The sequence below is a fragment of the Nocardioides sp. GCM10030259 genome (assembly GCF_042666375.1).
In the GTDB taxonomy this organism is placed as follows: Bacteria; Actinomycetota; Actinomycetes; order Propionibacteriales; family Nocardioidaceae; genus Nocardioides.
The window spans coordinates 235,190-256,237 of sequence record NZ_JBHTDF010000008.1 but is presented as its reverse complement, the minus strand read 5'-3'; the positions used below and the strand labels follow the sequence as shown (position 1 = coordinate 256,237).

18 protein-coding genes are annotated in these 21,048 nt (G+C 72.6%); 9 read left to right on the top strand and 9 right to left on the bottom strand.

Annotated features, from left to right (window positions below):
• Positions 1–254: 254 nt before the first annotated feature.
• On the bottom strand, positions 255–1,325 hold the full coding sequence (locus ACFQQI_RS09820; RefSeq protein WP_378561642.1) for a hypothetical protein: 1,071 nt from the start codon (positions 1,323–1,325) through the stop codon (positions 255–257).
• Positions 1,326–1,527: 202 nt separating this feature from the next.
• Between ACFQQI_RS09820 and ACFQQI_RS09815 the strand changes: the two genes are divergently transcribed.
• Complete coding sequence (locus tag ACFQQI_RS09815; RefSeq protein ID WP_378561639.1) at positions 1,528–2,376, top strand: Bax inhibitor-1/YccA family protein; 849 nt, start codon at positions 1,528–1,530, stop codon at positions 2,374–2,376.
• A 42-nt stretch (positions 2,377–2,418) separates the two neighbouring features.
• Here the strand turns inward: ACFQQI_RS09815 and ACFQQI_RS09810 are convergent, their stop codons facing one another.
• The 5 genes from ACFQQI_RS09810 to ACFQQI_RS09790 form a co-directional block, all read right to left on the bottom strand.
• Positions 2,419–3,075, bottom strand: a complete 657-nt coding sequence (locus ACFQQI_RS09810; protein WP_378562299.1) for a LuxR C-terminal-related transcriptional regulator — start codon at positions 3,073–3,075, stop codon at positions 2,419–2,421.
• Positions 3,072–4,298 carry a histidine kinase gene (locus tag ACFQQI_RS09805; protein ID WP_378561636.1) on the bottom strand — a complete coding sequence of 409 codons (1,227 nt, stop codon included), beginning with the start codon at positions 4,296–4,298 and terminating at the stop codon, positions 3,072–3,074. The genes ACFQQI_RS09810 and ACFQQI_RS09805 overlap by 4 nt, the downstream gene beginning before the upstream one ends.
• 14 nt (positions 4,299–4,312) lie before the next feature.
• Positions 4,313–5,653 carry an FtsX-like permease family protein gene (locus ACFQQI_RS09800; RefSeq protein WP_378561633.1) on the bottom strand — a complete coding sequence of 447 codons (1,341 nt, stop codon included), beginning with the start codon at positions 5,651–5,653 and terminating at the stop codon, positions 4,313–4,315.
• Entirely contained in the window at positions 5,650–6,408 is a 759-nt protein-coding gene (locus ACFQQI_RS09795; RefSeq protein ID WP_378561630.1) for an ABC transporter ATP-binding protein, read from the bottom strand. Before ACFQQI_RS09795 ends, ACFQQI_RS09800 begins: the two co-directional genes overlap by 4 nt.
• 82 nt (positions 6,409–6,490) lie before the next feature.
• Positions 6,491–7,519, bottom strand: coding sequence for an SGNH/GDSL hydrolase family protein (locus tag ACFQQI_RS09790; RefSeq protein ID WP_378561627.1), 1,029 nt, complete (start codon positions 7,517–7,519; stop codon positions 6,491–6,493).
• 71 nt (positions 7,520–7,590) lie between these two features.
• On the opposite strand from ACFQQI_RS09790, the gene ACFQQI_RS09785 reads away from it, so the two are divergent.
• The 5 genes from ACFQQI_RS09785 to ACFQQI_RS09765 all read left to right on the top strand — a co-directional run bounded on the left by ACFQQI_RS09785 (position 7,591) and on the right by ACFQQI_RS09765 (position 13,318).
• Positions 7,591–8,988, top strand: a complete 1,398-nt coding sequence (locus tag ACFQQI_RS09785) for a cystathionine beta-synthase (protein WP_378561624.1) — start codon at positions 7,591–7,593, stop codon at positions 8,986–8,988.
• 115 nt (positions 8,989–9,103) lie between these two features.
• Complete coding sequence (locus ACFQQI_RS09780) at positions 9,104–10,843, top strand: alkaline phosphatase D family protein (RefSeq protein ID WP_378561621.1); 1,740 nt, start codon at positions 9,104–9,106, stop codon at positions 10,841–10,843.
• A gap of 32 nt (positions 10,844–10,875) precedes the next feature.
• Complete coding sequence (locus ACFQQI_RS09775; RefSeq protein WP_378561618.1) at positions 10,876–11,322, top strand: Zn-ribbon domain-containing OB-fold protein; 447 nt, start codon at positions 10,876–10,878, stop codon at positions 11,320–11,322.
• Complete coding sequence (locus tag ACFQQI_RS09770; RefSeq protein ID WP_378561615.1) at positions 11,319–12,512, top strand: lipid-transfer protein; 1,194 nt, start codon at positions 11,319–11,321, stop codon at positions 12,510–12,512. Before ACFQQI_RS09775 ends, ACFQQI_RS09770 begins: the two co-directional genes overlap by 4 nt.
• The gene (locus tag ACFQQI_RS09765; protein WP_378561612.1) at positions 12,512–13,318 is read left to right on the top strand and encodes an enoyl-CoA hydratase; all 807 of its coding nucleotides are present in this window, start codon (positions 12,512–12,514) and stop codon (positions 13,316–13,318) included. The genes ACFQQI_RS09770 and ACFQQI_RS09765 overlap by 1 nt, the downstream gene beginning before the upstream one ends.
• 110 nt (positions 13,319–13,428) lie before the next feature.
• Here the strand turns inward: ACFQQI_RS09765 and ACFQQI_RS09760 are convergent, their stop codons facing one another.
• Together ACFQQI_RS09760 and ACFQQI_RS09755 are read right to left on the bottom strand one after the other, a co-directional pair.
• Entirely contained in the window at positions 13,429–13,743 is a 315-nt protein-coding gene (locus tag ACFQQI_RS09760; RefSeq protein ID WP_378561609.1) for a GIY-YIG nuclease family protein, read from the bottom strand.
• Between the two features lie 358 nt (positions 13,744–14,101).
• Complete coding sequence (locus ACFQQI_RS09755; protein ID WP_378561606.1) at positions 14,102–14,479, bottom strand: iron chaperone; 378 nt, start codon at positions 14,477–14,479, stop codon at positions 14,102–14,104.
• Positions 14,480–14,760: 281 nt separating this feature from the next.
• Between ACFQQI_RS09755 and ACFQQI_RS09750 the strand changes: the two genes are divergently transcribed.
• From ACFQQI_RS09750 to cydD, 3 genes are read left to right on the top strand one after another with little or no spacing between them, the layout of a single operon-like run.
• Entirely contained in the window at positions 14,761–16,233 is a 1,473-nt protein-coding gene (locus tag ACFQQI_RS09750; protein ID WP_378561603.1) for a cytochrome ubiquinol oxidase subunit I, read from the top strand.
• A gap of 9 nt (positions 16,234–16,242) precedes the next feature.
• Positions 16,243–17,259 (top strand): cytochrome d ubiquinol oxidase subunit II, encoded by a 1,017-nt coding sequence (gene cydB, locus ACFQQI_RS09745; RefSeq protein WP_378561600.1) that lies wholly within the window; start codon positions 16,243–16,245, stop codon positions 17,257–17,259.
• Positions 17,256–20,543, top strand: coding sequence for a thiol reductant ABC exporter subunit CydD (cydD, locus tag ACFQQI_RS09740; protein ID WP_378561597.1), 3,288 nt, complete (start codon positions 17,256–17,258; stop codon positions 20,541–20,543). The genes cydB and cydD overlap by 4 nt, the downstream gene beginning before the upstream one ends.
• Here cydD and ACFQQI_RS09735 read toward each other — a convergent pair.
• Positions 20,447–20,968, bottom strand: a complete 522-nt coding sequence (locus ACFQQI_RS09735; protein ID WP_378561594.1) for a flavodoxin family protein — start codon at positions 20,966–20,968, stop codon at positions 20,447–20,449. The two genes, cydD and ACFQQI_RS09735, sit on opposite strands and share 97 nt — an antisense overlap.
• Positions 20,969–21,048 lie beyond the last annotated feature (80 nt).

Below are 21,048 nucleotides of genomic sequence, written 5' to 3'. Positions count from 1 at the left end.
TGCCGCTGGTTCGGAAGCGCAGGGCGAGCCTGGCCCGGAGCGCGGCGCTACTCCGGCGCTACGGCACGCCCGAATCTCTTCTGCCGGTTGATTTGTGCGGGGATCAGGCTCAACGGTGCTCTTTCCAGGAGTGACCTGCGGAAACGTCTGCGAAGGGTCGCGGCCCGAGGTGGCCCGGCGTAGCCCGCGATTCGGCTAGTGAGCCCGCTTAAAAGCGGCGCAGTCTGGGTTCGAGTCCCAGCGGGGGCACCGCGTCACGCCTCACGGAGGTCGCGCACGCGGCTGCGCCGGTAGGCGTAGATGGGCTGGTAGCGGTCGTGCAGCGTCGTGATGAGGCTGATCAGGCAGAGGAAGAAGAACGTGTCCCAGCCGTCCGCGTTCGGTCCGAGACGGTCCACGAAGGCGACGAGCACCACGTTGATCGCGATGCGCGACACCACCGAGAGACCGGCGGACTCGATCGTCCAGCGCCGGCGGGAGAAGAGCAGGGTGATGCCGGCGTTGATGGCGACCAGCACGGCGATCGAGACGAACAGGTCGGGGGTCGAGGCGGTCACGCCGGGGAGGAACAGGCCGTAGATCACCGACACCATGCCGACGAGGACGATCTTCTCGAGGGTCATCCACGAGACCACCCAGCCGCCGGCGACGTGCAGCGCCGCGAGCTCCGCCTGGTTGTCGACGGCCGCGGGGACAGGGTCGGCCACGAGCCGGAGGCCGTGGTCGGGCGCGGGCAGCCGCGGTCGTACGCCGAACCAGAGGATCGCCGCGAGCAGCAGCAGGAGGAAGATCAGCAGCGGCCACGCCCAGGCGTAGTCCTCGAGCGTGTCGGTCACGTCGAGCTCGGCGACGTGCAGCCAGTACTCCTGCGGCAGCTTGATGACGATCCAGATGAACGCCGCCGTGATGATCCACGTCCGCTCGGCCACCGGCCGCGTGCGCCAGCGGGTGCGCCACAGCTCGTAGGCGATGAAGAAGTACTCGAACGTGTTGGGGAAGACCAGCAGCACCCACCGCTCGTGGGTCACCTCGAAGAGGAACGCGCCCGCGAGCCGGTAGTAGTACAGGAACCGGGCGACCGCGAAGGCGCCGAGGTTGTCCCAGTTGCGCATCGCGGCCAGGTAGGCGAGGGACAGGTAGAAGATGTCCATTGCCTTGTCGTAGTTCTGGTAGCCCGGCGGGTCGAAGCCGAACGCCTGGAAGATCGTCTGGTCGGCGGCGTCCAGCACCAGGCAGGCGATGATCGCGGGCAGCGGGCAGTACGGGATCAGCAGGGGTAGCAGGAACCGGCCCGCGACCACCGCCGCGAACACGGCGTCTTCCATGCCGCTGATTCTGGCCCTGGGACAGGGGGCGTGGCGACCTCCCACCCCGGACCACCCCGGACGAGGTGAAGTCGTCGTTTCCCGGGTTGGTCGGTGGGGAACTCCTGGGGACAGGCGGGCGTTGTACCCGGTGAGCCCGCCTAGGATGGGTTCCACAGGCGACCCGTCAGGGCGACGCCACCCCGGCCTCGAGGAGAGACCAATGCAGAGCAACAACCCGGTGTTCCGTTCGCAGGCGTTCCAGACGTACTCCGGCAACGGCACCGCCCACCAGGGCTACGGCCAGCCTGGTTACTCGGACCCCGCCTCGTGGAGCGTCGGCACGCCCGGCGGTCCCGCGGGCCCCGGCGCCCCGGTCTCCACCGCGCCGATGACGATCGACTCGGTCGTCCAGAAGACCGCCATCTCGCTGATCGCGGTGCTCGCGGCCGCGGCCGTCACGTGGCTCGCGACGCCCGACATCACCGACACCAACGCCGACCTCGGCCCGCTGATCGGGCTGATGACGATCGGCTCGCTGGTCGCGTTCGGCCTCTCGATGGTCAACTCGTTCAAGCGCGTGGTCAGCCCCGCCCTCGTGCTGGCCTTCGCCGTCGCCCAGGGCGTCGCGCTCGGCGGCCTGAGCAAGTTCTTCGACGCGATGATCGGCGACCACATCGTCGTCCAGGCCGTGATCGGCACGTTCGCCGCCTTCGGCGGCACGCTCGCGGCGTACAAGTTCTTCAACATCCAGGTCGGGCAGCGGTTCCGCACGTTCGTCATCGCCGCGGTCTTCGGCATGGTCGGACTCAGCCTGCTCGAGCTCGTGCTCGGCCTGTTCGGCTCCCAGCTGGGGATCTTCGGCATGGGCGGCGTCGGCCTGCTGTTCGCGGTCGTCGGCCTGGTGCTCGGTGTCTTCATGCTGATCCTCGACTTCGACATGACCGAGCAGTTCATCGCGCACGGCGTGCCCGAGCGCGAGGCGTGGCGGATCGCCTTCGCCCTCACCGTCAGCCTGGTCTGGATCTACACCAACCTGCTGCGCATCCTGGCGATCCTCAACCAGGACTGAGCGCGTACGACGGGCCCCGGGGTGCTCCCCGGGGCCCGTTCGTCATTTCCGGCCGCCGCCGTCGAGCCAGGTCAGCACGGCCAGCACCCGGCGGTTGTCGTCGGACGCAGGGGGCAGGTCGAGCTTGGTGAAGATCGCGTTGGTGTGCTTCCCGACCGCCTTCTCGGAGACGAAGAGCCGGGCGGCGATCGCGGCGTTCGAGCGGCCCTCGGCCATCAGCGTCAGCACCTCGCGCTCGCGCGGCGTGAGCCGCTCCAGGGGCTGCTCGCGGCCGGCGCCGGAGACCAGGCCGGCGACGACCTCGGGGTCGAGCATCGTGCCGCCCCCCGCCACCTGGCGCACCGCGGTCACGAAGCCGTCGACGTCGGCCACCCGGTCCTTGAGCAGGTAGCCGACCGACCCCTCCCCGCTGGCCAGGAGCTCCCGGGCGTACAGCGGCTCGACGTACTGCGAGAGCACGAGCACGGGGAACCCCGGCCGCTCCCGCCGCGCGTCGATCGCGGCGACCAGGCCCTCGTTGGAGAACGACGGCGGCATCCGCACGTCGACGACCGCGACGTCGACCTCGGTCGAGGCGAGGGCGCGGGTCAACGACGGCGCGTTGTCAACGGCCTCGACGACCGTGAAGCCGCTCGCCTCGAGGATCCGGGTCAGCCCGACCCGCAGCAGCGCCTGGTCCTCGGCGACCACCGCCTTCAAGCGGTCGGGCACGGCACCTCCATGGTCACGACGGTCGGCCCGCCCGGCGGGCTGGCGACGACCAGTGTGCCGTCGAAGGCCGCCAACCGGCGCGCGACACCCGAGAGCCCGCCGCCGTCCGGGTCGGCGCCGCCCCGGCCGTCGTCGCCGACGACGAGGCGCAGCACGCCGTCGACGTACGTCCCGGTGACCCAGGCGCGCGACGCCGAGGCGTGCTTCGCGGTGTTGGCGAGGCACTCGGCGACGGCGAAGTACGCCGCGGACTCGACCGGGTCCGGCAGCCCGGGCGGTACGGCGAGCGACACGGTGACCGGCATCGGCAGCGGCAGTGCCAGGGCCTCGATGCCGCCGGCCAGGCCGCGGTCGGCGAGCGCCGGCGGGTGGATGCCGCGCACGACCGAGCGCAGGTCCTCGAGGGCGGTGATCGTCGTCTCGCGGGCCTCGCGGAGCAGGTCGGCGGCGGCGGCCGGGTCGGTCTCGATGAGCTTCTCGGCGAGGCCGACGTTCATGCCGACGGCCGCGATCCGGGCCTGGGCGCCGTCGTGCAGGTCGCGCTCGATGCGGCGCACCTCGGCGGCGCTGTGGTCGAGGGTCGCGGCCCGCGACTCGGTGACCTCCGAGACCCGCTGCTCGAGCCGCTCGACGCGCGAGTGGGAGAGGATGTTGCGCTCGGCGACCGCGCGCCCGCGCACCAGTGCCGGGGTCGCGCACCACCAGGCGACCAGCAGCGGTCCGTCGATCAGCACGAGGAACCACCACCAGAAGCCGCCGTCGACGATGGCGCCGACCAGGTGCACGACCGGCGACGCGAGCAACCCCACCGGCAGCACCGACATGACGAAGCCGCCGGTCGCCGAGAACCACAGGAACCCGACGTCGCGCCAGCGCGCCTTGTCGGTGAGCCAGCGCACCGGGCGGGTCAGGAAGTTGGTGCCGCGGGTGTCGGCGTACGCCGTGGTGAGCTGCTCGCCCAGGAGCGCGCCGCTGGCCCGCCGGTGGAGGGCGGTGAGCGCGGCGGTCGCGGGCACGACCGCGAAGGCGAGCGCGAACCCGACCATGACCAGGCCCAGCGGGATGCAGAGGATCGACATGATCGCGAGCGCCAGGGACGGCGCCATCGACAGCGCGTAGCCGGCGCTGACGGCGGTCAGCCGCAGCCGGTCGACGAGGGCGTCCCCGTCGACCGGCGTGGGCCGGAGTGACCCGATCTTCCGCAGCGGCATGGTGGCCAAGTCTGTCATCGGACTGCCCCGGAGAGTGGCCCGAGACGCCGTACGGCGGACCGCGCCGACGCCAGCGTCAGCGCGACTGCGCCGGCGACCAGCAGCGGCGGCAGCCAGAGCTGGCCGTCGGGGACGACGCCCTCGTCGCGGGCGACCGCGAACGGCACCACGGTCGCGAGCGACGCCACCAGGCCGAGCAGCACGCCGATCCCGGCGACGATGCCGGCCTCGACGAGCACGGACCGCTCCACCTGCGTCGGCGTCGCGCCCAGCAGCCGCAGCCGCTGGAGCTCCTGGCGCCGGCCGGCGACGACCGCGGCGAACGCGTTGATCACCATCACCGCGGCGAAGAGCACGATCATGCCGGTGACGACGTTGTTGAGCAGGTTGATCGTGTCGCCCTCGTCGGTCGCCTGCGCGCCGATCGTGCGGTGGTCGATGCCGACCAGCATCAGCACGCCCACCGCGCCCGCGGTGACGACGATGACCGGGGCCAGGACCCCGCCGAGCAGCTGCGACCGGCGCGAGGTGTTGTACGCCGCGAGCCAGCCGACCACGCCGGTCCGGCCGACCGCCGGCGCGCAGAGCCGCGACAGCCACCGCAGCAGCACGGGGGAGAGCACGGCCAGTCCGACTCCGACGAGGATCGAGCTCGAGCCGCTGGTGCTCATCGCGGCGTACGGGTCGTCGTCGTGGCGGGTCACCGCGATCGTCACGACGGCCATGCCGGCGCCGTAGGCGACCAGCACCAGGCCGATCGCGACGCGCCACCACGGCATCCGGGCCGCTTCACTGCGGGCGTCGGCGATCGCGAGGGTGGCGGGGCCGTTCGTCGTACGCCGGGCGGTGACCGCCGCCGCGACCAGGCTCGTGGCGAGCACCAGCACGGCCGCACCGCCGAGGGCGGCGACGCCCCCGCCGAACTCGACGTCGTCGGAGACCATCCCGCCGTTGCGCAGCAGTGCGAGCAGCACGAAGCCCGCCGGCCACGCCGCGAGCGCGCCCAGCACGGCGGCGACCCCGGCGACCGTCGAGGCCTCGGTGAGCACGAGGCGACGCGCCTGCCGCGGCGTCGCGCCGACGACCCGCAGCAGCCCGATCTCCTCGGCCCGCTGCCGGACCGTGATCGCCAGGGTCGAGGCGACCGAGAACAGCACGATGAGGCTGCCCCAGGCACCGACCACGATCCCCATGATCGTCAGGGTCTCGGCGTCGGCGTCGGACACGTCCCCCGTCGCGGTCTGCGCGAGCGTCGCGAACGCGCCGATCAGCGCGGCGCCGAGGAGCACCGACACGAACGTCGCGGTGAAGGCCGTCCGGCGGTGCCGGAGCGAGGCCAGCGCGAGCGACCTCATGACGCCGCACCCGTCAGCTCGTCGAGGTGCGCCATCTGGCCGGCGACCGCGTCGGCAGTCGGGCCCTGCATCCGGCCCGCGACCCGGCCGTCGACGAGGAAGACCACCGCGTCGGCGTACGACGCCGCGACCGGGTCGTGGGTGACCATCACGACGGTCTGGCCCAGGGCGTCGACGCTGTCGCGCAGCAGCCCGAGCACGTCGTGCGCCGTCGTCGAGTCGAGGGCGCCGGTGGGCTCGTCGGCCAGCACGACCGCCGGCTCGGTGACCAACGAGCGGGCGATCGCGACCCGCTGCTGCTGGCCGCCGGAGAGCGCGCCCGGCAGGTGCCCGGCGCGCTCCTCGAGACCCACCCGCTCGAGCAGCGACCGGACCCGGGCCCGGTCCTGGCGGCGGCCCGCGAGACGGAGCGGGAGGCCGACGTTCTGCTCGGCGGTGAGGTAGGGCAGCAGGTGGAAGCCCTGGAAGACGAAGCCGATCCGCTCCCGGCGCAGCCGGGTGCGGTCGTCCTCGCCGAGGTTGGTGACGTCGTGGCCGTCGACCGCGACCCGCCCGGAGGTGGGCCGGTCGAGCCCGGCGACGCAGTTGAGGAAGGTGGACTTGCCGGAGCCGGACGGTCCCATGACCGCCGTGAAGGTGCCGCGCGAGAAGGCCAGGTCGACGTCCGTGAGGGCCCGGACGGCGCCGGCGCCCTCGCCGTACGTCATCGTCAGGCCGCGGACCTCGAGGGCCGCCGTGGAGGTGGTGGAGTTCATGCCTCCGACGCTAGGAATCCGCGGCCGCGGTCTCGATGGGCCCAGACCGCCGGTGTGGGTGGGGTTTTCCCTACCCCCGTGCCTACCCCTGGACGGTCTGGAGCTCCTCGTCGTCCTGCTCGTCGGGCGTCTCGCCCTCGGTGTCCGGGTGCCGCCGGCGGCGCCGCAGCTCCACCCACAGGCCGCGTACGCCGCGGCGCGAGCCGGCGACCTCGGTGCCGTCGAGCTCGGTGCCGGGCACGTTGACGGCCTGGACTGCGGCGGCGGAGATCGGCATCACGCCCTCGCCCCGGAACGCCTCCGGCTGCTCCTCGTCCTCCGGGCCGAGGCCGAGCGCGGCCAGGGTCGAGGGGAGCAGCACCTGCGCGAGCGAGCGGTAGCCGTGGGCGGACGGGTGGAACCGGTCGGGCCCGAAGAGCAGGGCCGGGGCCGCGGCGAACTCCGGGCCGAGGATCGAGCCCAGCGAGACCGTGCGGCCGCCCTGCTCGACCACCGCGATGGTCTGGGCGGCGGCGATGCGGCGCGACCAGAGCCGGGCCACCTGCTTGAGCGGCGGCATGATCGGCTCGATGGTGCCGAGGTCGGGACAGGTGCCGACGAGCACCGCGACACCGGCCTCGCGCAGCCGCCGGACGGCGTCCGACAGGTAGCGCACCGAGGCCGCGGGGAGGATCCGGTGGGTGACGTCGTTGGCGCCGATGAGGATCACCGCGACGTCGGGGGCCGTGGGCAGCGCGCGGTCGAGCTGGGCGTCCAGGTCCGACGACCTTGCCCCGACGACGCCGTACGCCCGCAGGTGCACGCGCCGGTCGGCGCGCAGCGCCACGCCGCTGGCGAGCAGCGCACCGGGCGTGTCCTCGACCAGGTCGACGCCGTAGCCGGCGGCGCTGGAGTCGCCGATCAGCGCGACCTTGATGGCCGGGCCGGGGCGACCCCGGCCGTACCAGCCGGTCGGGTCCGGCGGGTCGCCCTCGGCGTTGCCGATGGTGCGCCGGGCCGCCTGGGCCTCGACGAGGAGCACGCCGTACAGGCTGGCTCCGAGCAGGGAGAGGCCGCCTCCGCCGTACGTCGCGGCCGAGGCGAGCATGCGTGCCGCTGCTGCCTTCCCCACGCCATCCACCTTAGGAGGAGGGCGAAGGCGAAGTTTGGGATACCCCGCTCGATCAGCCCTAGATTGGGCAGATGCAGTACGCCAACTCGCTCCTCGACCTGATCGGCAACACCCCGCTGCTCAGGCTGTCGAAGTCCATGGGCTCCCTGGAAGGCGCGAAGGGACCGATCGTCCTCGCCAAGGTGGAGTACCTCAACCCCGGCGGCTCCGTGAAGGACCGCATCGCCACCCGCATGATCGAGGCCGCCGAGGCCTCGGGCGAGCTCCAGCCGGGCGGCACGATCGTCGAGCCGACCTCGGGCAACACCGGTGTCGGGCTCGCGATGGTCGCCCAGCAGAAGGGCTACAAGTGCGTCTTCGTCTGCCCCGACAAGGTCAGCGAGGACAAGCGCAACGTGCTCAAGGCGTACGGCGCGGAGGTGGTCGTCTGCCCGACCGCGGTCGAGCCCGAGCACCCCGACTCCTACTACAACGTCTCCGACCGGCTCGCGTCGCAGCCGGGTGCGTGGAAGCCGGACCAGTACTCCAACCCGCACAACCCGCGGTCCCACTACGAGACCACGGGTCCCGAGATCTGGAAGCAGACCGACGGCCGCATCACGCACTTCGTGGCCGGCGTCGGCACCGGCGGCACGATCAGCGGTACCGGCCGCTACCTCAAGGAGCAGAACCCCTCGGTGCAGGTCGTGGGTGCTGACCCCGCCGGGTCCGTCTACTCCGGTGGCAGCGGCCGCCCGTACCTGGTCGAGGGCGTCGGCGAGGACTTCTGGCCGGAGGCCTACGACCGCACGATCGCCGACCGGATCATCGAGGTCTCCGACGCCGACTCGTTCGCGACGACGCGGCGGCTGGCCCGCGAGGAGGCGCTGCTGGTCGGCGGCTCGTCGGGCATGGCCGTGCACGCCGCGATCCAGCTCGCCCACGAGCTCGAGGGCACCCCGGAGGGCGAGGACGCCGTGATCGTCGTGCTGCTGCCCGACTCCGGCCGCGGCTACCTGACCAAGGTGTTCAACGACGACTGGCTGGGGCAGTACGGCTTCCCGGTCGACGGCGCCGCCGACGTACCCGTCACGGTGGGCGAGGTGCTGCGCGGCAAGGACGGGCGGCTGCCCGACCTCGTCCACACCCACCCCAACGAGACCATCGCCGAGGCCGTCGCGATCCTGCAGGAGTACAACGTCTCCCAGATGCCAGTCGTCCGCGCCGAGCCGCCCGTGGTGGCCGCCGAGGTCGTCGGGTCGGTCTCCGAGCGCACCCTGCTCGACCAGCTCTACACCGGCTCGGCCCGGCTGACCGACAGCGTCAGCCAGCACATGTCCGCGCCGTTGCCGACCATCGGCTCCACCGAGCCCGCGTCCGACGCCGTCGGCGCGCTCGAGGGCGCCGACGCGCTGCTGGTCCACGAGGACGGCAAGCCGGTCGGCGTCGTCACGCGGCACGACCTGCTGGCCTACCTGGCGCGCGGCTGACGGTCGACGTCCGGCCGCCCAACATCCGACGAAACGTCCCGGTGCGGTCGCCGGGAGTTCACCCGGCATGGATGGAGTCTCTCCGCAGACTCCATCCATCTCGGGAGGTTCTCGGATGTCCCTGCAGGTCCCTGGCGACGCGCGCCGTCGCGGTCGCCGTCTCTCGTCCCACCCGCTCGGCTCCGGGAGCGCCCTGAGCCGACGCGGCTTCGTCGGCGGTGCCGTCGGCGCAGCCGTGCTCCTCGGCACCGGCGCCGTCCCCGCGCAGGCCGCGCGGGGCGCCGGTCGCCCGGTGCGCATCGACTACCCGTTCACGCTCGGCGTCGCCTCGGGCGACCCGTGGTCGGACTCGGTCGTGCTCTGGACCAGGCTCGCGCCGGACCCGTACGCCGTCGACGGACTGGCCGGGATGCCGCCGCGCCCGGTGCCGGTGCGCTGGCAGGTCGCCGAGGACCCGCGTTTCCGGCGCGTGGTCCGTGAGGGCGTCGTCGTCGCCACGCCCGACCTCAACCACGCGATCCACCCCGAGGTCGGCCGCCTGCGCCCCGGCCGCGACTACTGGTACCGCTTCGAGGCCGGCGGACACGTCAGCTCGGTCGGCAGGACCAGGACGGCGCCCAGCCCCGGGTCGCACCCGGCGTCGCTCGCGTTCGGGTTCGCGAGCTGCGCGCGCTGGGACCAGGGCTACTACACGGCGTACGGCCACCTCGCCCAGGAGGACCTCGACCTGGTCGTGCACCTCGGCGACTACCTCTACGAGTACGGCGTCAACGCCACCGGCGGCGCCCGCAACACGCCCGTGCCCGCGCACTTCGCCACCGAGACCACCGACCTCACCCGCTACCGGCTCCAGTACTCGCTCTACAAGAGCGACCCGGACCTGATGGCGGCGCACGCCGCGCACCCCTTCGTCGTCACCTTCGACGACCACGAGGTCGAGAACAACTGGGCCGACGAGGTGCCCGAGGCGTCCAGCCAGACGCCCGGCGAGCTCTTCATGCCGCGCCGCGTCGCCGCGTTCCAGGCCTACTACGAGAACCTGCCGCTGCGGTCCACGTCGATGCCGGACGGCCCGGACATCCAGATCTACCGCTCGCTCGGCTACGGGGACCTGGTCGACTTCCACGTCCTCGACACCCGGCAGTACCGCGACGACCAGCCGTACGGCGACGGCAGCCACGCCCCGGGCCCGGAGACCCTCGACCCCGCTCGCACGATGATGGGCTTCGAGCAGGAGGCCTGGCTGCTCGACGGCTTCGCGGCCTCGCGGGCGCGCTGGCAGGTGCTGGCCAACCAGGCGCCGATGGCGGAGACCGACCAGGACGCCGGCGAGGCCAAGCTCCTCTTCATGGACCCGTGGGACGGCTACGTCGCCAACCGGCAGCGGGTGCTCCAGGGTGCCCTGGACCGCGAGGTGCGCAACCTCGTGGTGATCACCGGTGACCGGCACCAGAACTACGCGAGCAACCTGCTCCTCGACTACGCCGACCCCGCGTCGCCGGTCGTCGGCAGCGAGTTCGTGTCGACGTCGATCACCAGTGGTGGAGACGGCGCGGACATGACCGCGCAGGGCCAGAACTTCCTCGCGGCCAACCCGCACCTGCAGTTCTTCAACGGGCAGCGCGGCTACGTGCGCTGCCAGGTCACGCCCAGCGAGTGGCGCAGCGACTTCCGCGTCGTCCCCTACGTGACCACCCCGGGCGCGCCGATCTCGACGCGGGCGACGTGGGTGGTCCAGGACGGCGTCCCCGGCGTCGTGCAGGACACCGCCGGCCAGGTCGTCGGCCAGCGCTTCAGCCGCAGCGAGGTCTCGGAGGGCACGCTGGACAACCAGCGGGCGGCAGCCGCCCGGTGACCTACCAAGCAATTGCTTGGTAGGGTGGCGGCATGACGGCGACCCCTGCGATCGACGGCTGGTTCACCACCGGGCCCGACCCGGCCCTGCTCGGGACCCGGTGCACGACGTGCGGGACGGTGTTCTTCCCGCGTGCGGCGGGCTTCTGCCGCAACCCGGGCTGTGCCGGTGAGGAGTTCGACGAGACACCGCTGTCGCGGCGCGGCACGGTGTGGTCCTACACGGACGCGCAGTACCAGCCGCCCCCGCCGTACGTCCCGCGCACCGACCCCTACGAGTCGTTCGCCCTCGCTGCGGTCGAGCTGCCCGAGGGGCTGGTCGTGCTCGGGCAGGTCGCCGACGGCTACGGCGTCGCCGACCTCCGGGTCGGGGCCGAGGTGGAGCTGGTCGTCGAGACGCTCTACGCCGACGAGTCGGGCGACCGCACGGTCTGGCGCTGGAAGCCGGTCACCGAGATGGGCGAGGAGGCCGACCAGTGAGCGCGCACGATGTCGCCGTGGCGGGTGTCGGCATGCACCCGTGGGGCAAGTGGGGCCGCAACTTCGTGGAGTACGGCGTGCACGCCGCCCGGGCGGCGCTCGCCGACTCGGGCGTCGACTGGCGCGACGTCGACCTGATCGTGGGCGGCGAGACCGTCCGCAACGGCTACGCCGGGTACGTCGCGGGTGCGACGTTCGGCCAGGCGCTCGGGTGGAACGGCGCGAAGGTGGCGACGTCGTACGCCGCCTGCGCCACCGGCGCCCAGGCTCTCGACACCGCCCGCGCGCGGATCCTCGCCGGGATGTCCGAGGTCGCGCTGGTCGTCGGCTCGGACACGACGCCGAAGGGCTTCCTGGCGCCCAACGCGGGGGAGCGGTGGGACGACCCCGACTGGCTGCGCTTCCGGCTGCTCGGCATGACGAACCCGGCGTACTTCGCTCTCTACGCGCGGCGCCGGATGGACCTCTACGGCGCGACCGCCCAGGACTTCGCACAGGTGAAGGTCAAGAACGCGCGGCACGGGCTGGAGAACCCGAACGCCCGCTACCGCAAGGAGGTCTCGGTCGCCGACGTGCTGGAGTCGGCCGTCGTCTCCGACCCCCTGCACCTGCTCGACATCTGCGCGACCTCCGACGGCGCGGCGGCGGTCGTGCTGACCAGCACCGAGTACGCGAAGCGGCACGGCCTCGACCGTCCGGTCCGCATCAACGCGATCTCGACAGTCACCCCGACCTTCCCCAACACCGTCATCGACATGCCGCTGCTGTCGACCGACGCGACCACCACCGTCGACGCGCCGGCGCAGACGTTCAAGGAGTCGATCGGCCAGGCGGCGTACGACGAGGCCGGGATCGACCCGGGCGACGTGTCGCTGGCCGAGGTCTACGACCTCTCGACCGCGCTCGAGCTCGACTGGATCGAGGACCTCCAGCTCTGCAAGCGCGGCGAGGCCGAGACGCTGCTGCGGGCTGGGGACACCACGATCGGCGGCCGGATCCCCGTCAACCCGTCGGGCGGGCTCGCGTGCTTCGGCGAGGCCGTGCCGGCCCAGGCGCTCGCCCAGGTCTGCGAGGTGACCTGGCAGCTGCGCGGCCAGGCGACCGGGCGCCAGGTCGAGGGCGCGCGCGTCGGCATCACCGCCAACCAGGGGCTCTTCGGCCACGGCTCGTCGGTGATCCTGAGCGTGTGATGGCCGACCTCATCCTGCTCGACCGGCCGGTCCCCGAGGTCGCGGTCGTCACCCTGAACCGGCCCGAGCGGATGAACGCGATGGCCTTCGACGTGATGGTGCCCCTCGGCGACGCGCTCGCCGAGCTCCGTCACGACAACGCGGTCCGGGCCGTCGTCGTCACCGGCGCCGGCTCGGGCTTCTGCTCGGGCGCCGACCAGGAGTCGGCCGGCGTCCCGCCGGGCGCCGAGGGGGTGACGCGACCGACGTACGCGCTCCGGGCGATGGAGGCCCTGGAGAGCGTGATCCTCGCGATCCGGCAGCTCCGCCAGCCGGTCATCGCCGCGGTCAACGGCGCCGCGATCGGCGGCGGGCTGTGCCTCGCGCTGGCCTGCGACCTCCGGCTGGCCGCACCGTCGGCGTACTTCCGTGCGGCCGGCATCAACAACGGCCTCACCGCCAGCGAGCTCGGCCTCAGCTACCTCCTGCCGCGCGCCGTCGGCTCGACGCGCGCCGCGGACATGATGCTGACCGGCCGCGACGTCACCGCGGAGGAGGCCGAGCGGATCGGCCTCGTCTCCGCCGTGCACGACGACGTGCTTGCCGCCGCCGTCGAGACCGGCCGCCGGATCGCGGGCTTCTCCCAGCCGGGCATCGAGCTCACCAAGCGCACGCTGCACGCCGGCATCGCCGCGGGCGGCCTGGAGTCCTACCTGCCGACCGAGGGGATGGGCCAGCTCTACCTGCGGCTGCTCACCGGCAACTTCGAGGAGGCCACCCGCGCCCGCAAGGAGGGCCGTCCGGCGGAGTTCACCGACGACCGCTAGGAGCCGTCGACGGTGGTTTCGAGACGGGACTTCGTCCCTCCTCAACCACCGTGCTCCGGCGGGCTTCGTCCCTCCTCAACCACCGTGGCCCGGTGGTTGAGGAAGGCGCGCTAGCGCCTGTCTCGAAACCACCGATCCGTCGACGACGTACGCCGCTTCGCCAACGCAGGGAGGTCGTCGAACTCTCCGCGGATCAGGGCCTCGCGCTTCCTGCGACCCCACCCCTGTACCTGCTTCTCGAAGGCGAACGCATCCGCGACCGAGTCGTACTCTGCGGCCCACACCACGCGCACGGGCCGTCGACGACGGGTGTAGGCCGCACCCGCCGGGTCGTGGTTGTGCTCCCAGAGCCGGCGCTCGAGGTCGAACGTGCTGCCGACGTAGTAGGAGCCGTCGGCGCACTCGACGATGTAGGTCCAGGGCATGGTGACGAGGGTGCGTCGGTGGTGGGCCTTCCGCAACGCTGCGGGACCGCGCCTGTGGACGGTGGTTTCGAGACGGGACTTCGTCCCTCCTCAACCACCGTGTGCCGGTGGTTGAGGAAGGCGCGCTAGCGCCTGTCTCGAAACCACCGCGAGTGCGTGTGGTCCGGTGGTTGAGGAAGGCGCGCTAGCGCCTGTCTCGAAACCACCGCGAGTGTCTGTGGATGGTGGTTTCGAGACGGGACTTCGTCCCTCCTCAACCACCGTGTTTCCGGTGGTTGAGGAAGGCGCGCTAGCGCCTGTCTCGAAACCACCGCGAGTGCCTGTGGATGGTGGTTTCGAGACGGGACTTCGTCCCTTCTCAACCACCGTGCTCGCGGGCCTCGTTGTGCTCGGCCTGGTGGCGCGCCATCCGGGTGATCAGGTCGGCCGGCACCGGCTCGGAGTAGGGGAACTGCACGGCGCTCTTGGACTGCTTGTAGCGCGCCAGCTCGTCGGAGAACTCCGTGAACGCCGCGCTCGGCGGCGGGCAGGAGAGCGAGAAGTGCTTCGTGTGCGCGGAGTAGTAGAGGACGAAGCCGTGGTGCTTCACCGCGGGGATCTGGTAGCTGATGACCTCCTCGGCGCCCTCCGGTACGCCGGCGAGGATCGCCGCGCGCACCTCCGCGAGCACGGCCCGCTGGTCCTCCGGCAGTGAGGCGAGGTAGTCCTCGGCGGTCCTGAAGTCGGTCTTGGCCATGGCGTGCTCCTCGAGCTCGGCGGTGGTCCCGGGCGTGGCGTCCCTGCCGCTCACCCTGCCACGCGCGGGCGAGACGGCGGTCACGTTTTCGGACCCCCGAGGACCCCCGGCTCCGCGACGTCCGCAGGCCCTGTCCAAGACTTTGAGAAAGTTTTCACAAGCGGGTCACGGGACCTTTGGCCCGTTCCGGGGGTCCCTTGGACCGGGGTCCGTGGGACACGGTCGTTCGTAGCGTGACGGCGGCGCACTTCGCGTCGCCGAGAAGCGGAGCGGAGAGCACGATGGACAGCATCCTCGAGATCGCCCGATGGCAGTTCGGCATCACGACCGTCTACCACTTCCTGTTCGTGCCGCTGACCATCGGACTCACGGCCCTGGTCGCCGTGATGGAGACGCTGTGGCTGCGCACCCGGAAGCCGGAGTGGCTCCGGCTGACGAAGTTCTTCGGCAAGCTGATGCTGATCAACTTCGCGATCGGCGTCGTGACGGGCATCGTGCAGGAGTTCCAGTTCGGCATGAACTGGTCGGACTACTCCCGCTTCGTCGGCGACGTCTTCGGCGCCCCGCTGGCGATCGAGGCGCTGCTGGCGTTCTTCCTGGAGTCGACGTTCCTCGGTCTCTGGATCTTCGGCTGGGACAAGCTGCCCCGTGGCCTGCATGCCGGCTGCATGTGGCTGGTGCACTTCGGCACCCTGGCCAGCAGCTGGTTCATCCTGGCGGCCAACTCGTGGATGCAGCACCCGGTCGGCTACGAGTACAACCCCGACACCGGGCGGGCCGAGCTCACCGACTTCGCGGCGGTGATGTTCAACAAGGTCCAGCTCGTCACGTTCCCGCACGTCATCCTCGCGGCGTACATGACCGCCGCCGCGTTCGTGCTCGGCGTCAGCGCGTGGCTCTACCTCCGCGCCGGCTCGAGCGAGCGCATCAAGGTCGACGACCGCCCGATGTACCGGATGGCGATCCGGCTCGCCGCCTGGGTGGTCTTCGTGAGCGGGATCGGCGTCGCGGTCAGCGGCGACTTCCAGGGCAAGATCATGACCGAGGTCCAGCCGATGAAGATGGCCGCGGCCGAGGCTCTCTACAACACCGAGGAGTCGTGCGCGCCGTTCTCGATCTTCACGATCGGCACGCCCGACGGGAAGCAGGAGAAGTTCGCGATCACCGTGCCGTGCCTGCTGTCCTTCCTCGGCACCGGCAGCTTCGACGGCGAGGTGCAGGGCATCAACGACCTGCGGATGCAGTACCGCGAGACCTACGGGCAGGACCCGGGCGCGGCGTACTACGACCCGTCGGGCGAGTACACGCCGATCATCCCCGTCACCTACTGGACGTTCCGCTACATGATGGGCTTCGGCGCGGCCGCGGCCTTCTTCGCGGCGCTGATCCTCTTCCTCACCCGCAAGGGCCGCGTGCCGACGTCGAAGTGGTTCGGGCGGATGGCGATCGCCACCCCGATCGCCATGCTGCTGGGCAACTCGGCCGGCTGGATCTTCACCGAGATGGGCCGCCAGCCCTGGGCGGTCTTCGGGCTGATGAACACCTCGCGCGGTGTGTCTCCGGGCGTGAGCCCGACCGAGGCGTGGATCTCGATCATCACGCTCACCGGGCTGTACGGCGTGCTCGCCATCATCGAGGTCGGCCTGTTGCTGCGGGTGATCAAGAAGGGTCCCGACGACTTCCAGGAGCCACCGGACCCGACCCTGCGCGGTAGCGACGACGACGAAGACCGCCCGCTGGCGTTCGCGTACTGAGAGGCAGTCATGGAGCTCACCACCGTCTGGTTCGTCCTGATCGCCGTCCTCTGGATCGGCTACTTCACCCTCGAGGGCTTCGACTTCGGCGTCGGCATGCTGCTGCCCTGGCTGGCGCGCGACGACCGCGAGCGCCGCCTGATGATCAACACGATCGGCCCGGTCTGGGACGGCAACGAGGTCTGGGTGCTGACCGCGGGCGGCGCGACGTTCGCGGCGTTCCCCGAGTGGTACGCGACCCTCTTCAGCGGCTTCTACCTGCCGTTGCTGCTGATCCTGCTCGCGCTGATCGTGCGCGGCCTGGCGTTCGAGTACCGCCACCAGCGGCCGGAGGCCGCCTGGCACTCGTGGTGGGACCGCGCGATCATCGTCGGCTCGTACGTGCCGGCGCTGCTGTGGGGCGTGGCCTTCGCGAACATCGTGCGCGGCGTGCCGATCGACGAGAACAAGGAGTTCACCGGCACGATCTTCACGCTGCTGAACCCGTTCGGCCTGCTCGGCGGCGTGGTGACGCTGCTGCTCTTCCTCACCCACGGCGCGATGTTCCTGGCGCTCAAGACCGACGGCGACATCCGCCACCGGGCCCGCCGGGTGGCCGTGCGCAGCGGCTTGGCGACAGCGGTCGTCGCTGTCGTCTTCCTCGCGTGGGCGCAGGCGCTGACGGGCAACGCCGGCTCGGCGGTGCTCTTCGTGCTCGCCGCGCTCGCGCTCGTCGGCGGCATCGCGGCGGCGTACGTCGCGCGCGAGGGCTGGGCCTTCATCGGCACCTTCGTGTGCATCGCGCTCGCCGTCGGCGGACTCTTCGTCGGGCTCTTCCCCGACGTGATGCCGTCGACCACCGACGCGGCGTACTCGCTCACGACGACCAACGCATCCGCGACCGACTACACGCTGAAGATCATGACGGTCGTCGCGGCGATCTTCACGCCGATCGTGGTCGGCTACCAGGCCTGGAGCTACTGGATCTTCCGCAAGCGGATCTCCCACCACCACATCCCCGACGTCGAGCTCGAGAAGGTGACATGAAGCCCTCCGACCCGCGCGTACGACGGCAGCTGGCGCCGGCGCGGCGGCAGCTGGCCGTCGTGCTGGTGGCGGGGGTCGCCGGAGGCGCGCTGCTGGTCGGCCAGGCGTGGGCGATCACCGGGCTGGTGCTGGCCGCCCTCGACGAGGGCGCGGTGTGGTCGTGGGCCGCCGTCGTGGTCGCGGTCTTCGCCGCGCGGGCCGCGGTCGGCTGGACCACCGACACCATGGCGGCGCGGGCGGCCGCTGTCGTGGGTGGCGACGTACGCCGCCGCGTGGTCCGCGCGATCCTGCGCGACGGCGGGACGGGCCGGTCGACCGGCGAGCTGGCCGGCCTGGCGACGCGCGGCGCGACGGCCGCGGAGCCGTACCTGACGCGCTACGTGCCAGCGCTCGTGCTGGCCGGAGTGCTGCCGGTGATCACCGTGGTCGTGATCGCCGTCCTCGACCCGCTGAGCGCGCTGATCGTGCTCGCGACGCTGCCGCTGATCCCGGTGTTCGGCATCCTCGTCGGCCTCGCGACCCGCGACCGCGCGCAGTCGCAGTGGCGGGCGCTGGCCTCGCTGTCGGGGCACTTCCTCGACGTGATGCGCGGCCTGCCCACGCTCGTTGCCTTCCGGCGGGCGGAGGCCCAGTCGGCGACGATCCGCGTGATCACCGACCGCTACCGGCGGCGCACGCTGCAGACGCTGCAGATCGCCTTCGCGTCGTCGGCCGTGCTCGAGCTGGTCGCCACGCTGTCCGTCGCCCTCGTGGCGGTGACCGTCGGCATCCGGCTCTCCCACGGCTCGCTCGACCTCGAGACCGCGCTGGTCGTGCTGCTGCTGGCGCCCGAGGCGTACTGGCCGCTGCGCCGGGTCGGTGCCGAGTTCCATGCCGCGGCGGAGGGCGTCGCGACGTTCGAGGCCGCGAGCGACCTCGTCGACGGCGGCGACCCGACGCCGCGCCGGCGGCCCGGCGCGATGGCGCTCGACCACGTGTCCGTGCTGCGGCCCGGCCGCGCCGTACCCGCACTGGACGACGTGAGCCTCGCCGTCCCCGACCGCGGCGTCCTCGCGATCACCGGCCCGTCCGGGTGCGGGAAGTCCACCCTCCTGGCGGTGCTCGCCGGTCTGCTCGAGCCGACCTCCGGCGCCGTGCACGGGCCGACCCGCGAACGGATCGCGTGGCTGCCGCAGCGCCCGGTGTTCGTGACCGGCACGGTCGCCGACAACCTGCGGCTGGCCGTGCCGTCGGCCACGGACGCGCAGCTGCGCGCCGCGCTCGCGACGGTCGCGCTGCCGGTCGACCTCGACACCCCGCTCGGCGAGGACGGTACGACGCTCTCGGCGGGTGAGCGGGCCCGGCTCGCCCTGGCGCGGGTCGTGCTCGCCGACCGGCCCTACGTGCTGCTCGACGAGCCGACCGCCCACCTCGACCCCGAGACCGAGCGGGTCATCGCCGAGGTGGTCGAGGTGCTCGGCCGGCGGTCCGCCGTCGTGGTCGTCGCGCACCGTCGGGCGCTGGTCTCCGTCGCCGACCGGGTCGTCGCCCTCCCCGAGCCTGTTGCCGCGGTGCCGGTGCGCGCGGCCTCGGTGGCGGCCCGTGCCTCGGCGCCGGACGAGCCGGCCGACGAGCCCCAGCACGGCCTCGCCCTGCCGACCGTGCTGGCCGGCCTGGCCTCGGCGTCGGGGGTCGCGCTGACGGCCACCGCCGGGTGGCTGATCGTCAAGGCGTCGTACCAGCCCGCGATCCTGACCCTGATGGTCGCGATCGTGGCCGTGCGCGCCTTCGGCATCGCGCGGCCGGTGCTGCGGTACGCCGAGCGCCTGCGCTCCCACGACGTCGTGCTCCGGATGCTGGCCGACCGGCGGGTCGCGGTGTACGACGCCGTCGTGCCGCTCACGCCGGGTGCGCTCGGGCGCCGGCGCGGTGACGTGCTGGCCGCCGTGGTCGACGACGTCGACGCCGTGCTCGACCGGGAGCTGCGGGTGCGGATGCCGGTGCGCGGGTTCGCGATCACGGCGGCGATCGCGCTGGTGTTCACGGCCCTCGTCGCACCGGCCGTCGTACCGGTGGTGCTCGGTGTCTGCCTGGCCGCCGGGGGTGCCTACGCGCTCGCCCGGGCGGGTGCTGCGCGGGCCGAGCGGGACGCCGTCGCGACCCGGGCCAGGCTCTCCGACACCGTTGTCGAGGCCGCGCAGACCGCGAGCGAGCTCGCGATGTGGCAGGCCGAGGAGCGCGCCGTGGGATCGGTGGCGGCGCTGGGCGCCGAGCTCGGCCGGCGTACCGTCACCGCCGCGACCTGGGCCGCCACCGGCCGGGCTCTGGTGCTGCTCGCCTCGGGACTCGGCGTGGCGGCGTCCGCCGTGGTGCTGCAGGGCGCGGTCTCCGGGCCGATGCTCGCGCTCCTCGTGCTGCTGCCGCTCGCGCTGGGCGAGCCCGCAGCTTCACTCGCCGATGCCGGCGCGCTGGCCGCGCGCACGCGGGCCGCCGAGCAGCGACTGGACGCGCTGACGTCACGGGCGCCTGCGGTCGTGTCGCCGACCGCGCCCGCGACACCGGAGGGCGCGGCGATCGAGCTCGCGGGCGTCGCGGCGGCCTGGGACGGCCGACGCGTGCTGGAGGGCCTCGACCTCGAGCTCGCGCCCGGCGAGCGGGTGGCCGTGGTCGGTCCGACCGGGTGCGGCAAGAGCACGCTGGCGTCGCTGCTGCTGCGCTTCGTGGACCCGGTCGACGGGGTCGTCCGGCTCGGCGGCCGGGCGCTGCCCGACCTCGCGCTGGACGACGTGCGCGGTGCGGTCGGGCTCGTCGACGACGACCCGCACGTCTTCGCGACGACCTTGGTCGAGAACGTCCGCCTCGCCCGCCCGTCCGCGACCGACGGCGAGGTCGAGGCCGCGCTGCGGCAGGCGCGCCTGGGTGGCTGGCTCGACGCGCTGCCCGACGGGCTCGACAGCTGGCTGGGCGATGGGCACGCGCAGGTGTCGGGCGGGGAGCGGGCTCGGATCGCCATCGCCCGCTCGCTCCTGGCCGACCAGCCGGTGCTGGTGCTCGACGAGCCGGCCGCGCACCTCGACGGCGCCACGGCCGACGCGCTCGCCGACGAGGTGCTCTCCGGCGCCGACGGTCGCACGGTCGTGTGGATCACCCACGCCGAGGCCGGGCTCGACCGCGTCGACCGGGTGCTCGACCTGGCCGGCGCGTCCGATCAGCCGACCGGTGCGGTCCGCGCCAGCCGGCCGCCCCAGGCCCGGGCCCGGATCTCCTCGCCCGCTGCGAGCGGTCCGGTCGTGGCCTCGACGTAGAAGCTCATCGGGTCGTCGGCGAGGGTGCGGTGCAGCCCGCGCAGTGTGCGCGCCGTACGGCGGGCCGCGGAGCCGGTGAAGTGCCGAGCCACGCCGGTCCCGATCCGGGTGTCGAACACGGCGAACCTCGGACGTGCGCCGACGGTCGGCTCCAGCTGACCGAGCCACTCGCGCAGGCCGGTCTCGGGTGGCGTGGGCGCGCCCTGGCGGGCGGCGTCCTCGCGCGTGGACGGGCGGGGCAGCGACAACGCGTGCGTGGGAGCCCCAGCGACGACGACGTCGTACTCCGTCAGCGTGGTCGGGTCGACCTCGTCGACCGGGCTGACCGTGACCTGCGCGCCGGCGGCGAGCAGGCCGTCCGCGACGGCGCGGGCGAGCGTCCTGGTGTTGCCGAACATCGATTCGTAGACGACGAGTGCCTGCATCGTGATCACCTCTCCGCAGCCAGCCTGCTCCGGTCGGCCGTGGTGGATAACGGCCGGAAGGGCGGGCCGTCCGGGACCAA